This is a genomic window from Lacicoccus kunmingensis DSM 17847, assembly GCF_059568765.1.
Window position 1 is genome coordinate 1 of sequence record NZ_JCANUC010000019.1, and the last position, 20,774, is coordinate 20,774.

24 protein-coding genes and 2 riboswitches are annotated in these 20,774 nt (G+C 37.0%); of the genes, 15 read left to right on the top strand and 9 right to left on the bottom strand.

Translation table 11 applies throughout. From position 1 onward, the window contains the following. From BO48_RS13905 to BO48_RS13925, 5 genes are all read left to right on the top strand, one after another. On the top strand, nucleotides 1-267 hold a 267-nt coding region (locus BO48_RS13905; RefSeq protein ID WP_496368283.1), incomplete at its 5' end, for a cadmium resistance transporter. Between the two features lie 440 nt (nucleotides 268-707). Then, nucleotides 708-1,037, top strand: coding sequence for a hypothetical protein (locus tag BO48_RS13910; RefSeq protein ID WP_496368285.1), 330 nt, complete (start codon nucleotides 708-710; stop codon nucleotides 1,035-1,037). A 171-nt stretch (nucleotides 1,038-1,208) separates the two neighbouring features. After that, nucleotides 1,209-1,601, top strand: a complete 393-nt coding sequence (merR, locus tag BO48_RS13915) for a mercury resistance transcriptional regulator MerR (protein ID WP_001863748.1) — start codon at nucleotides 1,209-1,211, stop codon at nucleotides 1,599-1,601. Nucleotides 1,602-1,625: 24 nt separating this feature from the next. Next, on the top strand, nucleotides 1,626-3,266 hold the full coding sequence (gene merA / locus BO48_RS13920) for a mercury(II) reductase (RefSeq protein ID WP_496368289.1): 1,641 nt from the start codon (nucleotides 1,626-1,628) through the stop codon (nucleotides 3,264-3,266). Between the two features lie 241 nt (nucleotides 3,267-3,507). After that, nucleotides 3,508-4,830, top strand: a complete 1,323-nt coding sequence (locus BO48_RS13925) for an ISL3 family transposase (protein WP_285615401.1) — start codon at nucleotides 3,508-3,510, stop codon at nucleotides 4,828-4,830. Here BO48_RS13925 and BO48_RS13930 read toward each other — a convergent pair. Both BO48_RS13930 and BO48_RS13935 read right to left on the bottom strand, forming a co-directional pair. Next, nucleotides 4,758-5,072, bottom strand: coding sequence for an ATP-binding protein (locus BO48_RS13930; protein ID WP_496368291.1), 315 nt, complete (start codon nucleotides 5,070-5,072; stop codon nucleotides 4,758-4,760). The genes BO48_RS13925 and BO48_RS13930 overlap by 73 nt on opposite strands. Before the next feature lie 219 nt (nucleotides 5,073-5,291). Then, nucleotides 5,292-5,843: a hypothetical protein gene (locus tag BO48_RS13935; RefSeq protein WP_496368293.1), complete on the bottom strand. Its 552-nt coding sequence runs from the start codon at nucleotides 5,841-5,843 to the stop codon at nucleotides 5,292-5,294. A gap of 120 nt (nucleotides 5,844-5,963) precedes the next feature. Between BO48_RS13935 and BO48_RS13940 the strand changes: the two genes are divergently transcribed. Next, nucleotides 5,964-6,194, top strand: a complete 231-nt coding sequence (locus BO48_RS13940) for a helix-turn-helix domain-containing protein (protein ID WP_496368295.1) — start codon at nucleotides 5,964-5,966, stop codon at nucleotides 6,192-6,194. A gap of 29 nt (nucleotides 6,195-6,223) precedes the next feature. Here the strand turns inward: BO48_RS13940 and BO48_RS13945 are convergent, their stop codons facing one another. From BO48_RS13945 to BO48_RS13960, 4 genes are read right to left on the bottom strand one after another with little or no spacing between them, the layout of a single operon-like run. After that, on the bottom strand, nucleotides 6,224-6,931 hold the full coding sequence (locus BO48_RS13945) for a hypothetical protein (RefSeq protein WP_496368297.1): 708 nt from the start codon (nucleotides 6,929-6,931) through the stop codon (nucleotides 6,224-6,226). Continuing rightward, on the bottom strand, nucleotides 6,915-7,253 hold the full coding sequence (locus BO48_RS13950) for a hypothetical protein (RefSeq protein ID WP_496368299.1): 339 nt from the start codon (nucleotides 7,251-7,253) through the stop codon (nucleotides 6,915-6,917). Before BO48_RS13950 ends, BO48_RS13945 begins: the two co-directional genes overlap by 17 nt. Beyond that, a complete protein-coding gene (locus BO48_RS13955; RefSeq protein WP_496368301.1) occupies nucleotides 7,196-9,256 on the bottom strand; it encodes a helix-turn-helix domain-containing protein in 2,061 nt (686 codons plus the stop codon). Before BO48_RS13955 ends, BO48_RS13950 begins: the two co-directional genes overlap by 58 nt. Before the next feature lie 6 nt (nucleotides 9,257-9,262). Further along, a complete protein-coding gene (locus BO48_RS13960) occupies nucleotides 9,263-10,486 on the bottom strand; it encodes a site-specific integrase (protein WP_496368303.1) in 1,224 nt (407 codons plus the stop codon). A 376-nt stretch (nucleotides 10,487-10,862) separates the two neighbouring features. Between BO48_RS13960 and BO48_RS13965 the strand changes: the two genes are divergently transcribed. The 3 genes from BO48_RS13965 (at nucleotide 10,863) to BO48_RS13975 (ending at nucleotide 13,974) form a co-directional block, all read left to right on the top strand. Next, nucleotides 10,863-12,653 (top strand): DNA topoisomerase 3, encoded by a 1,791-nt coding sequence (locus tag BO48_RS13965; RefSeq protein ID WP_496368305.1) that lies wholly within the window; start codon nucleotides 10,863-10,865, stop codon nucleotides 12,651-12,653. 366 nt (nucleotides 12,654-13,019) lie between these two features. Next, nucleotides 13,020-13,502, top strand: a complete 483-nt coding sequence (locus BO48_RS13970) for a DinB family protein (RefSeq protein WP_496368307.1) — start codon at nucleotides 13,020-13,022, stop codon at nucleotides 13,500-13,502. A gap of 31 nt (nucleotides 13,503-13,533) precedes the next feature. After that, nucleotides 13,534-13,974 (top strand): YaiI/YqxD family protein, encoded by a 441-nt coding sequence (locus BO48_RS13975; protein WP_496368309.1) that lies wholly within the window; start codon nucleotides 13,534-13,536, stop codon nucleotides 13,972-13,974. Between the two features lie 29 nt (nucleotides 13,975-14,003). On the opposite strand, the gene BO48_RS13980 is transcribed toward BO48_RS13975, so the two are convergent. Together BO48_RS13980 and BO48_RS13985 are read right to left on the bottom strand one after the other, a co-directional pair. Next, entirely contained in the window at nucleotides 14,004-14,192 is a 189-nt protein-coding gene (locus BO48_RS13980; RefSeq protein WP_496368311.1) for a hypothetical protein, read from the bottom strand. A 78-nt stretch (nucleotides 14,193-14,270) separates the two neighbouring features. After that, nucleotides 14,271-14,375, bottom strand: a riboswitch (SAM riboswitch). 101 nt (nucleotides 14,376-14,476) lie between these two features. Next, nucleotides 14,477-14,773, bottom strand: a complete 297-nt coding sequence (locus BO48_RS13985; RefSeq protein ID WP_496368313.1) for a HesB/YadR/YfhF family protein — start codon at nucleotides 14,771-14,773, stop codon at nucleotides 14,477-14,479. 147 nt (nucleotides 14,774-14,920) lie between these two features. Next, a riboswitch (SAM riboswitch) is annotated at nucleotides 14,921-15,021 on the top strand. 80 nt (nucleotides 15,022-15,101) lie between these two features. Between BO48_RS13985 and BO48_RS13990 the strand changes: the two genes are divergently transcribed. The 6 genes from BO48_RS13990 (at nucleotide 15,102) to BO48_RS14015 (ending at nucleotide 20,056) form a co-directional block, all read left to right on the top strand. Continuing rightward, nucleotides 15,102-16,199, top strand: coding sequence for a 5-methyltetrahydropteroyltriglutamate--homocysteine S-methyltransferase (locus BO48_RS13990; RefSeq protein WP_496368315.1), 1,098 nt, complete (start codon nucleotides 15,102-15,104; stop codon nucleotides 16,197-16,199). A gap of 168 nt (nucleotides 16,200-16,367) precedes the next feature. After that, nucleotides 16,368-17,582 (top strand): chromate efflux transporter, encoded by a 1,215-nt coding sequence (gene chrA / locus BO48_RS13995; protein WP_496368317.1) that lies wholly within the window; start codon nucleotides 16,368-16,370, stop codon nucleotides 17,580-17,582. 17 nt (nucleotides 17,583-17,599) lie between these two features. Further along, complete coding sequence (locus BO48_RS14000; RefSeq protein WP_496368319.1) at nucleotides 17,600-18,019, top strand: hypothetical protein; 420 nt, start codon at nucleotides 17,600-17,602, stop codon at nucleotides 18,017-18,019. Nucleotides 18,020-18,044: 25 nt separating this feature from the next. Beyond that, the gene (locus tag BO48_RS14005) at nucleotides 18,045-18,827 is read left to right on the top strand and encodes a Cof-type HAD-IIB family hydrolase (protein ID WP_496368321.1); all 783 of its coding nucleotides are present in this window, start codon (nucleotides 18,045-18,047) and stop codon (nucleotides 18,825-18,827) included. Between the two features lie 113 nt (nucleotides 18,828-18,940). Beyond that, nucleotides 18,941-19,408, top strand: coding sequence for a Dps family protein (locus BO48_RS14010; protein ID WP_496368371.1), 468 nt, complete (start codon nucleotides 18,941-18,943; stop codon nucleotides 19,406-19,408). 180 nt (nucleotides 19,409-19,588) lie between these two features. Continuing rightward, nucleotides 19,589-20,056, top strand: coding sequence for a Dps family protein (locus BO48_RS14015; protein ID WP_496368323.1), 468 nt, complete (start codon nucleotides 19,589-19,591; stop codon nucleotides 20,054-20,056). Nucleotides 20,057-20,094: 38 nt separating this feature from the next. Here BO48_RS14015 and BO48_RS14020 read toward each other — a convergent pair whose 3' ends face one another. Beyond that, nucleotides 20,095-20,754: a metal-dependent transcriptional regulator gene (locus tag BO48_RS14020; protein WP_496368325.1), complete on the bottom strand. Its 660-nt coding sequence runs from the start codon at nucleotides 20,752-20,754 to the stop codon at nucleotides 20,095-20,097. Nucleotides 20,755-20,774: the final 20 nt, after the last annotated feature.

The following is a 20,774-nucleotide window of genomic DNA, read 5'->3' on the forward strand; positions in this document are numbered from 1 at the left end:
CTGGCTTCCAGTGCGGATGATTTTTCTATCTATATACCATACTTTACAACTTTAAATATGATGGAAATCGTTATTGCCATCATTGTTTTCATGATCATGGTTGGTGTTCTATGTCTAATCAGCTATCGATTGGCTTCATTGGATTTTATTTCAGATAAAATCGAAAAATATGAACGTTGGATCGTTCCAATCGTCTTTATAGGATTAGGAATTTATATCCTGTTTGAAAATGGCACATTCAACGCTCTGTTCTCATTCCTATTTTAATAGAAAATTTTATAAGCCGATATCTCTCTTTTAATGTGAGATATCGGCTTAATTGTAGTGCACAATATCACTTAAATAAGTGCAAAATAAAGTCAAAAGTCACACGGTATATATCAGTTTGAAGAATACAAAATTAGTGGGGACATTTCAACTGAGTATTATGAATATGATTTATCATCAAAAAAACACATTTATGGTAGGTACGATGGTGCAGCTAGAGAAGAAGTGAGACAAATTTACAAAATATTAAATGACTAATAATATCTGTGTTATAGAATTAGTTCAAAGAATAAGGAGAGCGATAGAAACGTAATATATTCCTAATTTATAAGAAAATATATGAAAACTATGAGAGAAAAGGTCATTTAAAGCATACCTTTTCTCTCTTTTATCTTTGAATAAATTTTAATGGTATAATTTAATCCGCCGAAAATTTTATTATGGCACTGGACAAGTCTTTAAATATTTATTCTATTGTATTTATCTCACACCAAGCTGAAGTTCCTACTTTTGAGATTACTACAAATGTTGTAGCAACTGCTGGAGCTATAAGTTCAGCAGGCAATCCCAGAACATTAGACACAGCATTGGCCACTAATGTTATAATTGTTCCTTTTCCAGCCTCAGTTGCCGACTTTCTTTCTTCCTCATACCTTTCGTCACCGCAAATAAACTTTTTAATTTCTTTTAATACTGCATTGAAATATTGGTTTTTATTATTATTAGGGGTCTTCGGAATATATAGTGGAATTACTTTCTTAATAGTTTAAAAACAACTGGTGTTTAAATCGGATTTTCTGGTGGGATGTTAGGACAATCAATAGTATTATATAAAAGTATCAATCACATACGAGTGATACGTTGGGGAAAAATAAAATAGTCCAATTTACTTGACCGCGTACTATAGTACACGGTTTATAATATTCATGGGGTGAAATAAGATGATTTATCGCATTAGTGAGTTTGCAGATAAATGTGGAGTTAATAAAGAAACGATTAGATATTACGAGAGAAAAAATTTATTACAAGAACCTCACCGAACGGAAGCTGGTTATCGGATATATTCATATGATGACGTTAAGCGTGTTGGGTTTATTAAACGAATACAGGAACTTGGTTTTTCTTTAAGCGAGATTTATAAATTACTTGGTGTTGTAGATAAAGATGAAGTTCGTTGTCAAGACATGTTCGAATTTGTTTCTAAAAAACAAAAGGAAGTGCAAAAACAAATAGAGGATTTAAAACGAATTGAAACTATGTTAGACGACTTAAAACAACGATGTCCAGATGAAAAGCAATTACATTCGTGTCCAATAATAGAAACATTAACATGAGACATTAACGAAAGGGGCTTTATTATGAATAAATTTAAGGTAAACATTCAAGGAATGACTTGTACGGGTTGTGAAAAACACGTAGAATCAGCACTTGAAAAGATAGGTGCTAAAAATATTGAGTCTAATTTTCGTCGTGGTGAAGCAGTATTTGAACTGCCCGATGATATTGAGGTTGAAAGTGCAATAAAGGCGATTGATGAAGCAAATTACCAAGCCGGAGAAATTGAAGAAGTATCATCACTAGAAAACGTGGCGTTAATTAATGAAGACGATTATGACCTTCTTATTATTGGTTCTGGTGCTGCTGCCTTTTCTTCGGCAATTAAAGCTATAGAATACGGTGCAAAAGTTGGAATGATTGAGCGTGGAACGGTTGGGGGAACCTGTGTGAATATTGGCTGTGTTCCGTCAAAAACTCTTCTTAGGGCAGGGGAAATCAATCATTTATCAAAAGACAATCCGTTTAAAGGTTTACAAACATCCGCTGGAGAAGTGGATTTAGCTAGTTTAATCACGCAAAAGGATAAATTGGTGAGCGAACTTCGGAATCAAAAATATATGGATTTAATTGATGAATATAATTTTGATTTAATTAAAGGTGAAGCAAAATTCGTTGATGCTAGTACGGTTGAGGTCAATGGGGCAAAGTTATCTGCAAAACGCTTTTTAATTGCAACAGGTGCATCGCCTTCGTTGCCCCAAATTTCAGGACTTGAAAAAATGGACTATTTAACTAGTACAACACTTCTTGAGTTAAAGAAAATACCAAAACGATTAACTGTAATTGGCTCAGGATACATTGGAATGGAGCTTGGACAACTATTTCATCATTTAGGTTCAGAAATAACGCTTATGCAAAGAAGTGAGCGACTTTTAAAGGAGTATGATCCTGAGATTTCAGAGTCAGTTGAAAAAGCGTTAATTGAACAGGGTATAAACCTTGTCAAAGGGGCAACTTTTGAGCGTGTTGAACAAAGTGGAGAGATAAAAAAGATTTACATAACAGTAAATGGCAGTAAAGAAGTCATTGAATCAGATCAGTTACTTGTTGCCACTGGAAGAAAACCAAATACGGATTCTTTAAATTTAAGTGCAGCAGGTGTTGAAACTGGAAAAAATAATGAAATCCTGATCAATGATTTTGGTCAAACAAGTAATGAAAAGATTTATGCAGCAGGAGATGTGACGTTAGGACCGCAATTTGTATATGTAGCAGCCTATGAAGGTGGAATTATTACTGATAATGCTATCGGTGGATTAAACAAAAAAATAGATTTATCGGTAGTTCCTGCTGTTACGTTTACGAATCCGACGGTTGCAACGGTTGGTTTAACAGAAGAACAAGCAAAAGAGAAAGGGTATGATGTGAAGACATCTGTATTACCTTTAGATGCTGTTCCAAGAGCAATTGTAAACCGTGAAACAACCGGTGTATTTAAACTAGTAGCAGATGCAGAAACACTAAAAGTATTAGGGGTTCATATTGTATCTGAGAATGCAGGAGATGTCATCTATGCAGCATCATTAGCTGTTAAATTTGGCTTAACGATAGAAGATTTAACAGAAACCCTAGCACCATATTTAACAATGGCTGAAGGGCTAAAATTAGCTGCACTTACGTTCGATAAAGATGTTTCGAAATTATCTTGTTGTGCAGGCTAAGGGAACTTTTTTTACAACTCCCTATTCAAGTGAACCAGCTAATACTGTACTAAAGGTGTGCAGTAGTTTAGCAAAGTCTACAAAAGATTTCATACACTATTTTGCGATCACCCATTATATAAATGCTTTAAGGGATTTTCTAAGTGCATTTGTGGTCACAAAAATAATTTAACAATGATGATTTCGACATCAAATCTATAATTGATACCTTAACACCGCAGAGTAATAAAGGATGAACAATATGTCAGACTTATTATCCCTACCAGACATTAAAACAATAGAACCACCACAAGAAAATGAAACCGATATGATGTTTAAAGTTGAAGCAGTCGGACCACCTGAACGTTGTCCTGAATGTGGTTTTGACAAGTTGTACAAACACAGTTCAAGAAATCAACTAATTATGGATTTGCCCATTCGTTTAAAGCGAGTGGGCTTACAATTGAACCGTAGACGATACAAGTGTCGTGAATGCGGATCTACCTTCTGGGAACGCCTAATATCTGTAGATGAAAAGCGTAGTATGACCAAAAGGCTTTTAAAGTCCATTCAAGAGCAATCCATGTCTAAGACCTTTGTAGAAGTCGCAGAAAGCGTTGGTGTTGACGAGAAAACTATTAGGAACGTTTTTAAGGACTATGTGGCACTCAAAGAACGTGAATACCAGTTTGAAACTCCTAAGTGGCTTGGGATAGACGAGATACATATTATCCGTAGACCTCGGCTTGTATTGACTAATATTGAACGCAGGACTATTTATGACATCAAGCCAAACCGTAACAAGGAAACAGTCATCCAACGTCTTTCAGAAATCAGTGACAGGACTTATATTGAGTACGTCACAATGGATATGTGGAAGCCTTACAAAGACGCAGTGAACACTATCCTTCCACACGCTAAAGTTGTCGTAGATAAGTTTCATGTAGTTAGAATGGCTAATCAAGCCTTAGATAACGTCAGAAAGTCTTTGAAAGCCCATATGAGCCAAAAAGAAAGACGTACCCTTATGCGTGAAAGGTTTATCCTTCTAAAGCGTAAACACGATCTAAATGAACGTGAATCATTCCTCTTAGATACTTGGTTAGGTAATCTTCCTGCTTTAAAAGAAGCCTATGAACTCAAAGAAGAGTTTTACTGGATATGGGATACTCCTGATCCAGATGAAGGTCGTCTTCGTTATAGTCAATGGAGACACCGTTGTATGTCCAGTAACTCTAAAGACGCATATAAAGACCTCGTGAGAGCCGTAGACAACTGGCATGTCGAAATATTCAACTACTTTGATAAAAGGCTCACTAACGCTTATACGGAGTCAATTAACAGCATTATTAGGCAGGTAGAGCGAATGGGTAGAGGTTACTCGTTTGATGCCTTACGAGCCAAAATCCTTTTCAATGAGAAGCTCCATAAAAAGCGTAAGCCACGATTTAATTCAAGTGCTTTCAATAAAGCTATGTTATACGATACTTTCAATTGGTATGAAGTGAATGATCACGACATTACAGACAACTTTGGTGTCGATTTTTCCACACTTATTAAGAATTTGGAGAAGGGTGATTTATAAGCCCTTTTCCACCATGAAATCCGAATACCCCAAATTTTATACGAATCATGTACGATGCGATCGAGGATGGCATCGGTAATCTGTATATTGTCGATTTTCTCATGCCATCCTTCTAGTGAGTATTGGGTGCAGAAGATTGTAGATGGCGTCTTTAACCTGGATTCGATGATTTCAAATATATGCACAGCTTGTTCCTGAGTCAAAATGGTCAACAACCATTCGTCAATAATTTGCAGTTCCATTCATTTGTATTTCATCACCAGTTTACGATAACTGCCGTCTGCCAGATAGCGAGTCGTTTCCAGTTCATCTAATAATTCGGGCAAGCGAATATACTTCACCTTATGGAATAAACGACATGCTTGAATACCGAAGGGATTGGACAACTATGTTTTCCTATTTCCAGATGCACCCATCTGAATAATACCATTCATGAAGCTATTATTGTGGCCAATAAATCATTACTGCTTTTCGATGATAAGATGGATATTTAATTCTTTCATTTTTGCTTCCAAACCATCTTTACTGGCTTCATAAATGTACCTGTATGTATGATCTTCTGATAAATCACTTATCAGATTTAACTTTCCTAAAAGGATATAAGTAGTCAAAATATCTAAATTATCATAGTCCTTATTGTAAAGAAACTTAAGATTTGTATTGAATTGAGATTGGACTTCTTCAAAAATTTCGTCCAAATCTATTCTATTGAAATCAATATTAGTTTTATTTTTATCTTTAGATAATAAATCTAAATTATTATCTAAAATTTTTTTCAAATAGTAGTAATAGGCAGAGTGTTCAGACCCTCTTTCTAACGAAGAAATGATGAAGGCGCTGAACTCTGTTTCATCAAAGTAGTATAGGGCACTATAATGTATATATAATTCCTCCATATCTTCTATCATATTTTCGTTTATAAATCTTCTACCTCTATTGCTGTTTGCAAAGTATTCCTTAAGTTGCTCGGGAATTTTCTTTTCATGAATCAGCTTTTCTATATTATTATTCATTATCTTCACCCCAATTGTATACGGTAATAGTATCATAAATCCAACTGTATGTAGACTATAGTCCGTGGACTATAAGTCACATTCCTTTAAGAATTAAAATAAAGGAATGTGATGATACTTTTGAAAATCGAAGAAGCTTTTGGCAAAGTACTGAAAGATATGAGATTAGAGAAATCAATGTCCCAAGAAGAGTTAGCATATTTAAGCGGCTTAGATAGAACTTTTATAAGTATGCTTGAAAGGGGAATAAGACAACCAAGTTTAACGACTTTCTTTGATCTTTCCTCAGCATTAGAAGTCCAACCAAATCAATTAATAAATCAGGTTGAAAAATTATTGGCTATACATTAAAAGAGAGACACAGATATGTGCCTCTCTTGTCATTTTTCAATATCAAAATCATTCAATAATTTTTCCATGTTCTTATTTGGGGTGGGTTCATCACTATCGTTTTCTATATCTGACGATGTGTCGGGAAAATGAGAATTTAACTTTTCAATATCATTATTTTTAAATATATCAGAGTCCATATCAATCAACTTTTCTTTAATATTAAACTTATTTGTTGGAGCACCTTCTTTATCTTGCAAGTGAGGATACATACTTGATAAAACAATATTATTGTATAGTACCTCATAGTGCTTGGCACGCTTCTTTTGAAGTATCAATTCTTCTCTCAGAGACTTATTTTCAGTGATTGATTGATTGAAATTTTCTTCTTTCTTTTTAAACTCCTTTAATTCTTTATACATATCATATAGAAGAATTTCTAAATCTAATAGTTCATTCTTTAAATCATTATGTTCAACTTTATGTTTTTGAAAGATAAGGTCGATACTTGGTAATAACGAATCATTTAAGTCTTGATGTGATATCTCAGGTAGTATAGGGTTATTTAGCTCGTTTATGAAGCTTTTCATACGTCTGCTCCAAGTATTTCTTCCCACACCAGTTTCTTTTTCAAGTAAAGATGGGGTTAACCTTTTTCCATGATGCTGATACTTTGTGTTTAGTGCCTTTTGTCTTAATTCTTCATCGGTCCATTCGCTAGGTCTTCCTCGTTTAGAATTTTTATTTTTTTCGTTCAAAAACCTCATCTCCTATTAAATTGGCATCAATAATTGCTTTCTTATCCATATAGTTAGCCAGTTGTTTTGAATTTGACTTTAATATATCATCATTACTTTGATTGTATGACTTGGCGAGACCAACGGATAAATCTCTCATTAATTTAATAGTTTCTTCGATTTTATTACTTAAATCTTCAGATGAACTAGATAACCATCTAAGTGCATCATTCCGCTCATTGATTGCCGGGTTGAATGAAAATTTAGGACAAAACTTACAATGTTCTACACATGAATTTGGAAAATTAGTTTTATCATCTGTACAGTAACCATATCTTTGCAAGGTATATACCATTTCACTCCTAGTTTGAATGCGTTTGGAAAATGTTTACCTTTGAGAAGTTGTGAAATACTTTCATGATACTTGTATCCTAATTTTACAGCGGTTTCTTTAGTTGTTAAACAGTCATGCATTTCTTCATACGAAGCATCTTTTTTAACAAGGTATTCTTCAAGTGTAAATCTAGACACCCAGTGTCTACCTCTATACTTTATTGCTCCATCAGATAACTCATTATTGATTAATTTTAAAATTTGAGATCTACTACATCTTAATTTCGTCATAAGATCATTAATATCTAAGTAGTCTTGTAAGTATGGATCCTCATTAATAGGCACTGCTACGACAGTTTGAGAATTATCAATATTATTTGTCCGATCATGTTGAAATTGTTGTATATCACTTTCAAGAATCCACCACTTACGTCTGGCCATGGTGGTATGAGGGAGTTTTCCAGAATGTATATAATTATAAATTGCACCTTTCGAGAGATTTAAAATTTCTGATGTTTTTTTTACGCTAATATAATTATTTTTTCCTATCGTATCGATTTTATCTCCGTATTTTTCTATATTTTCAATAGCACATTTCATCTTAGATGATTTACTATTAGATGAATCCGGAAAATAATTTCTTTCGAAATCTTCGATATCTTCTAAAGTCAATCGCCATTCACCTAAAAACTTAAACGAATTTGGAAAGTGATTCTTTCTAATTAACTCTGTGATATATGATCGACACTGGTAATTAAACCTAATTCTAACTTGTTCTGTACTGAAAGAAGTTTTGTTAATATCTATAATTATTTTTACATCCGTAAAAGGTATCCGCCATAATCTACCATCTTTTATAATGTTGGGAAATATATCATGATTTATGAGATTCAAAACACCTTGATTAGATTCATAATTAAGTAAAGCTGCAGCTTGTTGGACTGTAAGTGTGTTGTTATTAGCTATAAGATCTTTTTGAGGTATATACCACTCATTAGATAGATTTTTACTAGCATTAGAGAATACGCCTTGTTTTATTAAATAAATTATCGTATTAACTGAGTTTAAATTTAATATTTCAGTTACTTTCTCAATACTTAGCTTCTTTTCGTTAACTTCGAACTCTTTGATATCTCTAAGTGATATCCACTTTTTTCCTTTATACTGAATAATGTTAGAAAAAGTGCCATTTTCAATTAAGTCTCTGACAGTTTTTAAGGAAAGATTTAAATGTTTTGCAGTGTTATTAACGTCCATACTATTAATTGATGGATAAAATTTTAAGATCTCTTGTTCTTGTAATGCTTTAATATCAGCTATAGGGATCCACCACTTCTCTTGAGATTTAAAAGCATTAGAAAAGGTGCTATTTTTAATTAAAAACCTGACACGATAGATTGGAATGTTTAAAAATTTTGCAGTGCTATTAACGTCCATACAGTCTTTCTTTTTTTCAACTTTTATTTTTTCTTGTTCTTTAAAAATATCGACGTTTTCTTTAGAAATATACCATTTCTTGTTATGTGTAAAAGCATCAGAAAAAGTGCCATTTTTAATTAAATATTTGACACGATAGGTTGGAATGTTTAAAAACTTTGCAATGCTATTAACGTCCATACAATCTTTCGTTTTCTCAAGTCTTATTTTTTCTTCTTTTTTAAAAGCATCGATTTCTTCTTTAAGAATGTGCCATCTCTTATTATGTTTAAAAGCATCAGAAAAAGTGTCATTTTCTATTAAATATTTGACATGATAGATTGAAATGTTTAAAAATTTTGCAGCGCTCTTAACATCCATATAATCTTTCATGTTTTCAATTTTTATTTCTTCTTGTTCTATAAAAGCTTCGACATCTTCTTTAGGAATGTGCCATCTATTGCTATGTTTAAATGCGTTAGGAAAACTTTCATTTTTAATTAATCTAATGACATTTTGACTTGTGCGGTTTAGTTTTCTAGCTACTTTTTTAGTAGTAAAATATGTTTTTGGAACCATTTCTTTTCCGAAAGTCAATTCTGATCACTCCTTTCTTGATATAAGTTCTGGAATATACGTTTCATGCATATTGGAAAACTTGTTTTCTATTTTCTTATGTATTCTTTCTGTGGAAACCATGTAAGTTAATGAAGAATCTATATTAGAATCACCTCTTAGATGTGCAATTTCATATGGATTTTCAGCATTTTCAGCAATCATATTCGTGAACGTACCTCGACCAATGTGTGTTGACCACTTCATATATCTTAAGTGTTTAGCTATTAATTTTTGTTCATAGTCACCGTGATTATCTAGAAGGTTAATGAAGTTATCTTTTACTTTTTGAAAATATTGACGGTAACTTCTTTGGGACATAGCTTTTCCATCCCTGTTAACAAATAAAGCGTTTGAACCATCGTTAGTTTTATAAAGTTTAATATGATCACTGAACAAACTATGCCCCCAATCATTTATTTCAAGGATTCTTTGACTTCGTTCTCTTTTAACTGAGGAATGTTCCTTCAAGTCGGTTCTAAAATTTTGATTCTGAAGCTTTAATATAAAATCACCTTCTTTCATTCGACGTGATACTTGTACTCTCCGTAAATTAATAATTTCAGAAACCCTCAAACCACCGAAAATTTGAAAATAAATACCTAAAGCAATTGGTTTTGCGACTGAAATTGCTACTTCTAAAAGTAATGGAATATAATTGTGAGGTAAGGTATATTCTATTTCCTTAGCTGTTCTTGAAGGATATATCGGTTTGAAAGGCGATTCAGTATAAATTCCGAATTGAGTTTCTTTTTGACTAAACTTAAATTCGGGAAATGAATCTAAATCATTTACTTTTAGAAGCCATGCATAAAAATGTGTTAAAGTTCGTTCTGCATCTTTGACCGTATCTCTTCTAACACCTGATAAGGCCAGCTCATTTAGGTATTGTGTGCCGTGATGTATCTTTAGCTCTTTTAAAGATGATATATTTATTTTTTTTCGATTCATCACTAAGTAATTTAGAAATTGCACTGTATTATTAGAATGTTTTCTCTGGGTGTTGTACTCTTTATTTTTCCAGTTATCTGTTATGAACTGACTTATAGGATGAATTATATGAACATTTAATTGGGTGTCTTTAAGTCCTATAACTGCAAAGTGCTTCTTGTCTGTTTTTCCATTATTAAAATAAACATAGTCTATCCAGGCTGAAATAGTACTGAATTTTATGTCTTTGTTACTATCTAATTGAATAATTTTATTAATCATAATGTAGCCCCTTTCCTTATTAAATATTTATGTTATGCTCTTATTGATTAATAGGGTATCAACTTTAATACTATTAAAGTAAATATGTTTAAAAATAATTTTTATATTGAAGAATTATAATGTTGATTTCATTGAGACTATAAAATAATGTGCATTTACTTATAGTTATGAATTTAATGATATTGAATTTAGGATAATAATACTTACATCCTTTATGTACATTATTTTATATTGGTTATTCAGCTTGGAATCCTTCGGTTCTAAGTGTTTCATTGGTATTATGTTCTTAACATTGTGTACACTATAATTATGTACAGTAATATGTAGATAAGCCGGACGTGAAGGTGAACTCGTTGCAAGGTGGATCATCGACTATGTGAAAGTCAACAAGCCGATCAAGCGTCTGTGGATTTCATCTGTAACTGACAAAGCAATTTCACTGGGGTTCCAAAATCTGCAGCCTGGCAATAAATACCGCAATCTTTATCAGGCAGCTGTCGCAAGAAGTGAAGCGGACTGGTATGTCGGCTTAAATGCAACACGTGCACTGACAACAAAATTCAATGCGCAGTTGAACTGCGGCCGTGTACAGACGCCGACACTCGGCATGATTGCAGCGCGTGATGAGGAAATTAAAAATTTCCAGCCGAAAACCTTTTACGGTCTGGAAGTCGGCACGGATAAATTGAAGTTCAAATGGAAAGACGGCAATAACCATTCCACTTTTAATGAAAATAAAATCGAAGACATCCATAAGAAACTGAAAACGGACAGCCTGACGGTCAAAGACGTCACGAAGAAGAAAAAGAAACAGTTCGCACCGGGTCTTTATGATTTGACAGAGCTCCAGAGAGATGCGAATAAGATTTATGGCCTGTCAGCGAAAGAAACGCTGCAGACGATGCAGAACCTGTACGAACGTCATAAAGTATTGACGTATCCAAGGACGGATTCGAAGTTTATTTCCAACGATATCGTGCCGACTTTAAAAGAATGCATTCAGGCAAGCGGCATCGGCAGTTTCCGTAAAGTCGCGACGCAGATTTTAAGGTCGCCGGTCAAAGGGAACGGTTCGTTCGTCAACGATAATAAAGTGAGTGACCACCATGCAATCATTCCGACTGAAAGTACTGTACATTACAGTGATTTCAGCGAACGTGAAAAACGTGTATATGACCTCGTAATCCAGCGCTTCATGAGCGTTTTGCTGCCGCCGTATGAATATGAAGAGACGACTGTCCTGGCAGAGATTAACGGTGAAACGCTGGAATCAAAATATAACCGTGTACTCCAGCAGGGCTTCAAAGTCGTTTATCAAGAAGAAGCGGAAGGCAGGACGGTGGATGTTAAAAAAGGTGAAGAACTGACAGTGAGAAATGTCAATAAGACGACCGGTGAAACAACACCGCCGCCTAGATTTACAGAGGCATCTCTGCTGCAGGCGATGGAAAATCCTGCGAAATACTTCAACATGGATAAAGAGCATAAGAAGACATTGAGCGAGTCCGGCGGACTCGGCACAGTAGCGACGCGTGCAGATATCATCGATAAATTATTCAATACTTTTTATTTGGAGAAAAACGGCCAGGCAATCAGAATCACATCCAAAGGCAAGCAGCTTTTAGACCTCGCACCGGAAATTTTAAAGTCTCCTGTGACGACGGCAGTTTGGGAAAAGCAGCTGGAGCAGATTGAAAAGGGCCGGCTGGATAAGAAGAAATTCATCGAAGATATGAAGCAGCATACGAAGAGCATTGTTGCAGAAGTGAAACGCAGTGATAAGACCTTCAAGCATGATAACATTTCGGGACGTGACTGTCCGGACTGCGGCAGGCCCCTCCTTGAAGTCAAAGGCAAGAAAGGTAAGATGCTTGTCTGTCAGGACAGAGAGTGCGGTCACAGACGCAATGTTGCTAAAATCACCAATGCAAGATGTCCGAACTGTAAGAAGAAAATGACACTGAGCGGAGAAGGCGACGGTCAGATATTCACTTGTACATGCGGCCACCGTGAGAAACTTTCAAGTTTCAAGGCTCGGAGAGACAAGGCGCAAAAAGGCAAAGTCGATAAACGCACAGTGAATAAGTATTTGAAAAAAGATGAGAAGGAAGAACCGATCAACAATGCACTGGCTGAACAGCTCAAGAAACTGAACCTGGATGAATGATGTGTTCCTGGAAGCGGAGTGAGGTTAAGAAAAAACCTTTCTTAATCCAAAGGATGTGTATGTTAATGAACTTGCACTTTAATGAGAGCGGCATACAGGGCAGACTGGTCATTATGGTCATCAATCCTTATAAATTTAATGTTGAACTTAGAAATTGCCTCGGCTGGGCATAGTTTTATCTTCTGCCTGCCGAGTGGTGGGTTGATTGATATGAATAAGTCTTTGAAACACAAGTTTCAGAGGCTTATTTTTTAAGAGAGAATTTACGTATTATAGACATTCAGTTGAAGTAATATTACAATTATAAATGGATATACGGGACGATATAGCTAAAGCCAACATTAAAAAACTTAAAGGGGTTTTATAATGACACATGTCAGGGAGCTGTTGATTAACCAGTTTCATGCTAATGCAGATGATCCGAGTTTTTATGCGCCGCTTAGTGTCGTTTTACAAGGTTTAACCGAACAGGAAGCGGACTTTAAAGTCCATCCGGAAGCAACGACAATTCTGGAATTAGTAAATCACCTCATTTATTGGAACAGGACGTGGCAACACCGTTATAAATATAAGGATTTCAAAAGTGTAGAAACGATGGATAATGACGAAACATTTTTTAATCATGATCGTACTTCTTTTGAAAATAAAAGGAATGAACTGGTCGAACTGCTGATGCATTGGGATGAGCTGTTGGATGAAACGCAATTGGATGCAAGTGTCGCCGGCTTCCCGGTAGACGCAAAATGGTGGGAATTGATCAGTAATGCAGCTGCACATAATGCTTACCATATTGGGCAGATTGTTTTTATAAGAAAAGTGATAGATAATAAATGGAAGTCTGATATGTAAGCATTGTCAGCAGAAAGACAGGTGCATTTTTATGAAAATTATTGTCGACGCGGATGCATGTCCTGTAAAGGATATTATATTCAATGAAACTAAAGATAAAGATATTCCGGTCACTCTAGTTTCCAGCATTTCGCACTTTTCCAATCAGGATTTACCTGCACATGTGGAAACGATTTATGTGGATGCCGGCCGGGATGCAGCGGATTTCAAAATCGTTGCGCTCGCCTCAAAGGATGATATTGTCGTCACTCAGGATTACGGGCTTGCATCGCTCCTTCTGCCGAAAGGGACAAAGGTGCTTCATCATAAAGGTTTTGAGTATGATGATATGAATATCGACCATCTTTTGAACACCCGGCATATCAGTGCGGCCATCAGACAGGGCGGCGGCAGGACAAAAGGTCCAAAACCTTTTTCAAAGGACGATCAGCAGACTTTTTTAAAGTTGTTCCAAAATACGATAAAAAATTAACCCTCCGGGCTACGGAGGGTTTTCTCATATCATTTCCAATTCGAATGTCTCGCCTTTTTCATCTGCTCGACAATCCATTCTGCGGGTATCGTACTTTTCAGTTCGCTTTTAAACTGACGGCGGTTATTCACTTTCAGCATACTGCCTGCCATGCTTCTCGGTTTGTCATCCTGCCAACAAATTAAATCTGCAACAATCTCTTTTCTTTTGGAATGCATCTTCTGCATCCTCCCTTACCGGATAGTTTCCAATAAAAAAAGCTCAACTTTAAGAGAAGAGCATTCCAATGTATATATGCCTTATCTCTCAAGTTATACTTGTTGGAAGTAGCACAGTGCTCATAATGAGTCAGCTGCTGAAGTTTCACAGGGTCAAATCCCTCCACTTGATATAAATAAGTTTCGCTATTTTATTGTGGTCTTCCAACTATTATTAGACTGATTAAGATTAAAATATCAAGTGCATAAAAAATGAGAACCGCTTTTAAACGGATCTCATTTCTTTATTGTTCTATATATTCGAACAAAACTTCGTCATTTTCATCATCATATTCGACTGATAAATCATGGCCATCAAAAAACCATAGATCAGATTCATTGATATAAAACTCAATACCGTCCTTTTCGTATTCCACTGCTTTTTTTCTGTCATCTTTATCCAGGGTAAAAGCGAGCGAATAACCTTCACGGATTTTACTGTCACCGTATATCTGGACAATAAAGCGCACCTTACTTCCGGATTCCAATTCCACTTCTTCTTTGAACCAGTTCAATGCCTCATCTGTTACTGTAAGCCTCATATCACACACTCCTTAAAGTTGATGGCAATCTATCATTGATTTTATCCTATAACGATTCATTGAAGAGTGCAAATATTTCGAGCTTTCTAATAAATGGTTGACCTTATATAATCCGAGTGATAGTATATGGATTAATGAAATAATACTTTCTTATCAAGAGAGGTGGAGGGACCGGCCCATTGAAGCCTCAGCAGCAGACCATTTATGGAACTGTGCTAATTCCTGGAGCGAAAGCTTTGAGATGAGAAGAGATGACGGACGTTATCCTCTTTTTATCAAAGATAAGAAGGGGATTTATTTATAATTAAAATATTTAGGAGCGGATAATATGACAAATGTAAAAACTGGACCTTTCAAAGCAGATCATGTGGGCAGCCTGCTCAGACCAGAACGGATTCACAAGGCACGTGAAGCATATAAAAATAATGAACTTTCATCAAGTGAACTATATGATATTGAAACGGAAGAGATTGCGAAAGTGGTCGATAAGCAGATTGAAGCTGGATTGAAAGCTGTGACCGACGGTGAATTCAGACGCCGTTTCTGGCACACTGATTTCCTGGAGAATTTAAACGGCGTTGAAGGGTACGTTCCTGAAACGGGCTATGCATTTGTCGGTGAAGAAACTGAAGCATGGGATGTGCGCAATAAAGGAAAGGTTTCCTTCAATCAGGATCATCCGCATGTGAGGGACTTCAAATTATTTAAAGATATTGTCGGCGACCGTGCTGTGGCCAAGCAGACGATTCCGAGCCCGAATCAGTTGTTCAACGCAGGAATCAGAGACCTTGAGTACTATACTGATATTGATACTTACGCAGATGATGTCATTCAGACTTACAGGGATGCGGTCAAAGCATTTTACGATGCCGGCTGCCGCTACCTTCAGTTTGATGATGTGTATATCGCAGGACTGAACGCTGAAGAACTGCCGTTCAACGACAGCGGTCTCGACAGGGAAAAATTGATTGAACTTGCACTCCGTGTGGTCAACGGTGTTCTTGAAGACAAGCCGGAAGATCTGGTTGTCACGACACATCTTTGCCGCGGTAACTACCGTTCCAAATGGGCATTCGAAGGCAGCTATGCAAAAATTGCACCGGTATTGTTCGCCAAAGAAAAAGTCGACGGCTTCTTTTTAGAGTATGACGATGACCGTTCAGGCGACTTCCAGCCGCTGGATGAAATTCCGAATAACGGTCCGCAGGTAGTCCTGGGACTGTTCACATCGAAGCATGGTGAACTTGAGAATAAGGAAACAATCAAGGAACGCATTGAAGAAGCGACTCAGTTCATCCCTAAAGAGCAGATTTCCTTGAGTCCTCAGTGCGGCTTCGCTTCGACTCACCACGGAAACATTTTGACTGAAGAAGACCAGTGGAATAAAATCAAATACATCGTTGAACTGTCTGAAGAACTATTGTAATTGAAATGAAGGGCATGTGGCACGTTGAGTGCTGCATGCTTTTTTTAATGCTTTTGATTCAGCACCGTCACCAATGTTAAGATTTTGTATATTTTTATGAATCAGATGGATTTAAATACAAATCATTGGTAAATTTGAAGGGATTAACTTTATTATACGGAGGACAAAATGGCTCATAATTCAAACCTTGATAACGATAACCAATCAGGCGGAAACCTGATTGAGATATTACTCACTTCATTGCGACTCGGCCTGACTTCTTTTGGCGGTCCTGTGGCGCATCTCGCATACTTCAAAGAAGAGTATGTAAATAAAAAGAAATGGCTCGACGATAAATTATATGCGGATATTATTGCGGTCTGCCAGTTTCTGCCGGGGCCGGCGAGTTCACAGGTCGGCATCTCAATCGGTATGCTGCGGGGCGGCATAGCGGGCGGCGTATTATCTTTTCTCGGTTTTACACTGCCGTCTGTTTTAGTTCTGATTATTTTTGCACTGCTGTATCAGACCTTGAATTTAGAAGGCGCTGTATTTATCAACAGTTTAAAAGTCGTTGCTGTTGCAGTCGTGCTGCATGCACTGCTCGGCATGGGGAAAAATCTCGCGCCGGATATCCCGAGAATGCTGATGGCGGTTGCGGCGGCAGGTCTGATGCTGATTTACCCGAATGCATGGATTCAGATTTTGACAATCCTACTCGGCGGTCTGATCGGATATTTCCTGTTTAAAAATAAAGCGGAAAATAAATTGACCAATTTCAGATTCAATCTGACACGTAAAATAGGCATCATTTCATTCAGTACATTGATAGGACTGCTGATTTTGCTTCCGCTGCTCAATTCACTGTTTGATAATCAGTATTTGAATATATTTGATATCTTCTTCCGTGTCGGTTCCATTGTGTTCGGCGGCGGACATGTGGTCCTGCCGATGATTGAAAGGGAAGTGGTGCCGACCGGTCTGATTTCAGCGGATGAGTTTCTTGCAGGTTACGGTATGGCACAGGCGGTGCCGGGGCCTTTATTCACATTCGCAAGTTACCTGGGAACGGTCATGCTGGGCACTATGGGCGGTATTATTGCAACGATCGCAATGTTCCTGCCGTCATTTCTGCTGGTCATGAGTGCGTTGCCGTTTTTAAATCTTCTGAGAGGAAATAAAAATTTCCAAAGCGTTCTGATGGGGGTCAATGCGACTGTAGTCGGTATTCTGCTTGCTGCATTCTATGATCCTGTATTTATAAGCGGGATCAATTCGGGCAGTGATTTCTTCCTGGCATTGTTATTGTTCTTCCTATTATATAAAATGAAGGTACCCGCCTGGATGATAGTTATCCTTGGAGTTGCTGTCGGATATCTATTACAATTGTTGCCAGGTGTTTAGTATTTTAAAGGATAGGAATGAAGCTTTTGTATATTTTATTGTTTGTTTTATTTGCAGGTTTAATTATTAAATCATTTTATACACATTACTTTTCAAAGACAAAGCGATATTTTGCTTTTGATGACCGGAGATATCGTGAAGAGGACGATTTCCTGAAGATACACGCACTGAATATCGGTAAGCTTGAACGTATATTTTTGTATTTGATGCTAGCTACATACCTCGCCGCATTGTCCGTGTTCATCTTTACCGACCACCCGGCCGCCATATGGATACTTGCGACGGTATTGGCATGGCAGTTTGTACTCAGCATGTTCATCGATTTGAAATTGTATTCTGCATTTCATGATAAAGGGCATTTATTCATGGTGGTCATATGGTTAATTTTGATTGTGGTATTGTATTTTGGGTTATCAAGATTTGATATTTACGCATAATTTATGATTAGGAGCAGTGCATGATATGAGTAATCAGAAAATAATATTTTTCGATATAGACGGAACGCTTTATAATAATGAAAAAGTAGTGCCGGAATCGACGAAAGAGGCTGTGAAGGTGGTTAAGGATGCCGGTCACATTGTGGCAATTGCGACTGGCCGTTCACCGTTCATGTATGAAGACCTTCGTAAATCATTGGGTGTCAATACGTTTGTCAGCATGAACGGCAACTACGTAGTGTATGAGGATGAACTGATCTACACAAATCCTCTGAATGCGAAAAGACTTGAGGATATTACAGAAGTTGCCATGGAAAACGACCATCCACTCGTATATCTGGATGATAAAAATATGTTGTCGAATATGCCGGAACATGAATATATAACTGAAGGCATCTCAACATTGAAGCTCGGCTTCATGCCGGGTCATGATCCGGCATATCATATCGACCGTGATATTTACCAGTCACTGTTGTTCTGTCCGAAAGGTGAGGAGCATATTTATAAAAAACAGTTCGATGACTCTTTTCAGTTCATCAGATGGCATGCGTACTCGATGGATATTTCACCGAGAGACGGCTCGAAGGCTGAAGGCATAAAAAAGGTCGTTGATAAGATGGGCTTTAATATCAATGATGTATATGCTTTTGGCGACGGTCCGAATGATATCGAAATGCTGCAGTATGTGCCGAACAGTTTTGCCATGGGCAATGCACAGGACGAGATTAAGCTGCAGGCAAAACATGTGACTAAAAGCGTTGAAGATAACGGAATTATGCACGGCTTGCAGTCAGCGAATCTGATATAAAATGTAAGTCTGTCATGTTTATCATCAGCATTACGGGGAAGATGTATAGTGTTACACATCAAGTTGACTATAATGCTTATAATAAAAACCAATTATTTGAGAAAGGTGATTTCATGGTACAGATTACAGAAAAGAACAGAGTCATTGAATCATTGAACAAGCAGCTCGCGAACCATACGGTATTATGGGGCAAACTTCACAACTACCATTGGTATGTGAAGGGTGCGCATTTCTTCTCACTGCATACGAAGTTCGAAGAACTTTATGATGCAACCGGCGTAATAGTAGACGATATTGCAGAAAGAATTTTAGCAATCGGCGGTCAGCCGATCGGCAAGCTGAAAGAAGCGCTCGAAGAATCAAGCATTGACGAAGGTGAATACGGCTTAAGTGCTGATTCCATGGTCAAACAGCTTGTGGATGATTATGAAGTGATTACAGCAGAGCTGAGAAGCGGTGTGAAAGAAGCAGAAGATGCCGGCGATGATTCGACTGCAGATATGTTTATCGCTTATATCCAGGGCATAGAAAAGGATGTCTGGATGCTGCAGGCTTACCTTGGTGAAGATGTTTCCAAATAATGATTGAGACGATTCCTGCGGGCAGCATCCCCGTAGGGATTTTTTATGATTCAGAAGTTTATTTTTAAGAAAATAAAACCTTATTTATAATAATTCTAAATAGAGTTGCGATAGCATTTTTAATGTGGTATATTATATACAGAAGTTATTTATAATAATTCTAAATAAGGGAGTGTTTTCATGGTACAAATAACTGAAAAGAACAAAGTCATTGAATCATTGAACAAGCAGTTGGCGAACCATATAGTCTTATGGGGAAAACTTCATAACTTCCATTGGTATGTTAAAGGTGCACATTTCTTTTCTCTCCACACGAAATTTGAAGCGCTCTATGACTCAACTTCAGGCATAGTGGATGATATTGCTGAAAGAATTTTAGCGGTTGGCGGTCAGCCGATTGGAAAACTGAAAGAGGCACTTGAGGAATCAAGCATTGACGAAGCTGAATACGGGCTGGACGATAAAGCGATGGTCGGACAGTTGATAGAAGACTATGAGATTATCATTGCAGAACTGAGAAGCGGTGTGAAAGAAGCAGAAGCTGCAGGAGACGACTCCACAGCTGATATGTACATTGCTTACATTCATGAAATCGAAAAGAACAACTGGATGCTGCAGGCATACTTGGGAAATGATGTTTCAAAATAATAGACATTAAAAAAGGAGGCGCGGGTGCGCCTCCTTTTTTATATGGGTTCAACAAACAGGTAATTGCCAAGTGAAATACTGATTTGTATTTCCTTATCTTCTTCAGCTGTGAGTGTAATCAGATCAATAGATGAATCTATGTCAGTGACTGTAATGCGGTCACCTATATTCAAGTGTTGATTTTTAAAGTATTTAAGCAGTTTTTCTTCATCGACAATCCTAGAAATCACGACTTCATCTCCGACCTCCGTTTCGGAAATTGTAACGGTATGATCTTCCTGTACATCCATCAGGTTAATCTTTATCGCGCCGCCATGAGGGCAGTACTCAGGATAATCCAGGTATGTTTCCAGCTTGTCTGCAACATCATCACTTGTGGTATGCTCAAGCAGTTCCGCCTCTGGGTGTACATCCTCTATATCGAACCCCAGTTTCTCTACTAAGAAGACTTCCCAGAGCCGGTGTTTTCTGATGATTTCTTTGGCGTATGCTGTACCTTTATCTGTCAGAATGCTGCCTTTATAAGGCGTGTATTCCACCCATTCAACTTTTACCAGGCTGTTCATCATTTCCGTCACTGTCGGCGGCGAAATGTCCAGCCGGTTGGACACTTCTTTGTTGGACACACGGTTGAACCGTCCGCCAAGTTCGAACAACACTTTAATATAATCCTCTTTAGTCGGGCTCAAATCATACACCTCTTCTTCAATTTAATATT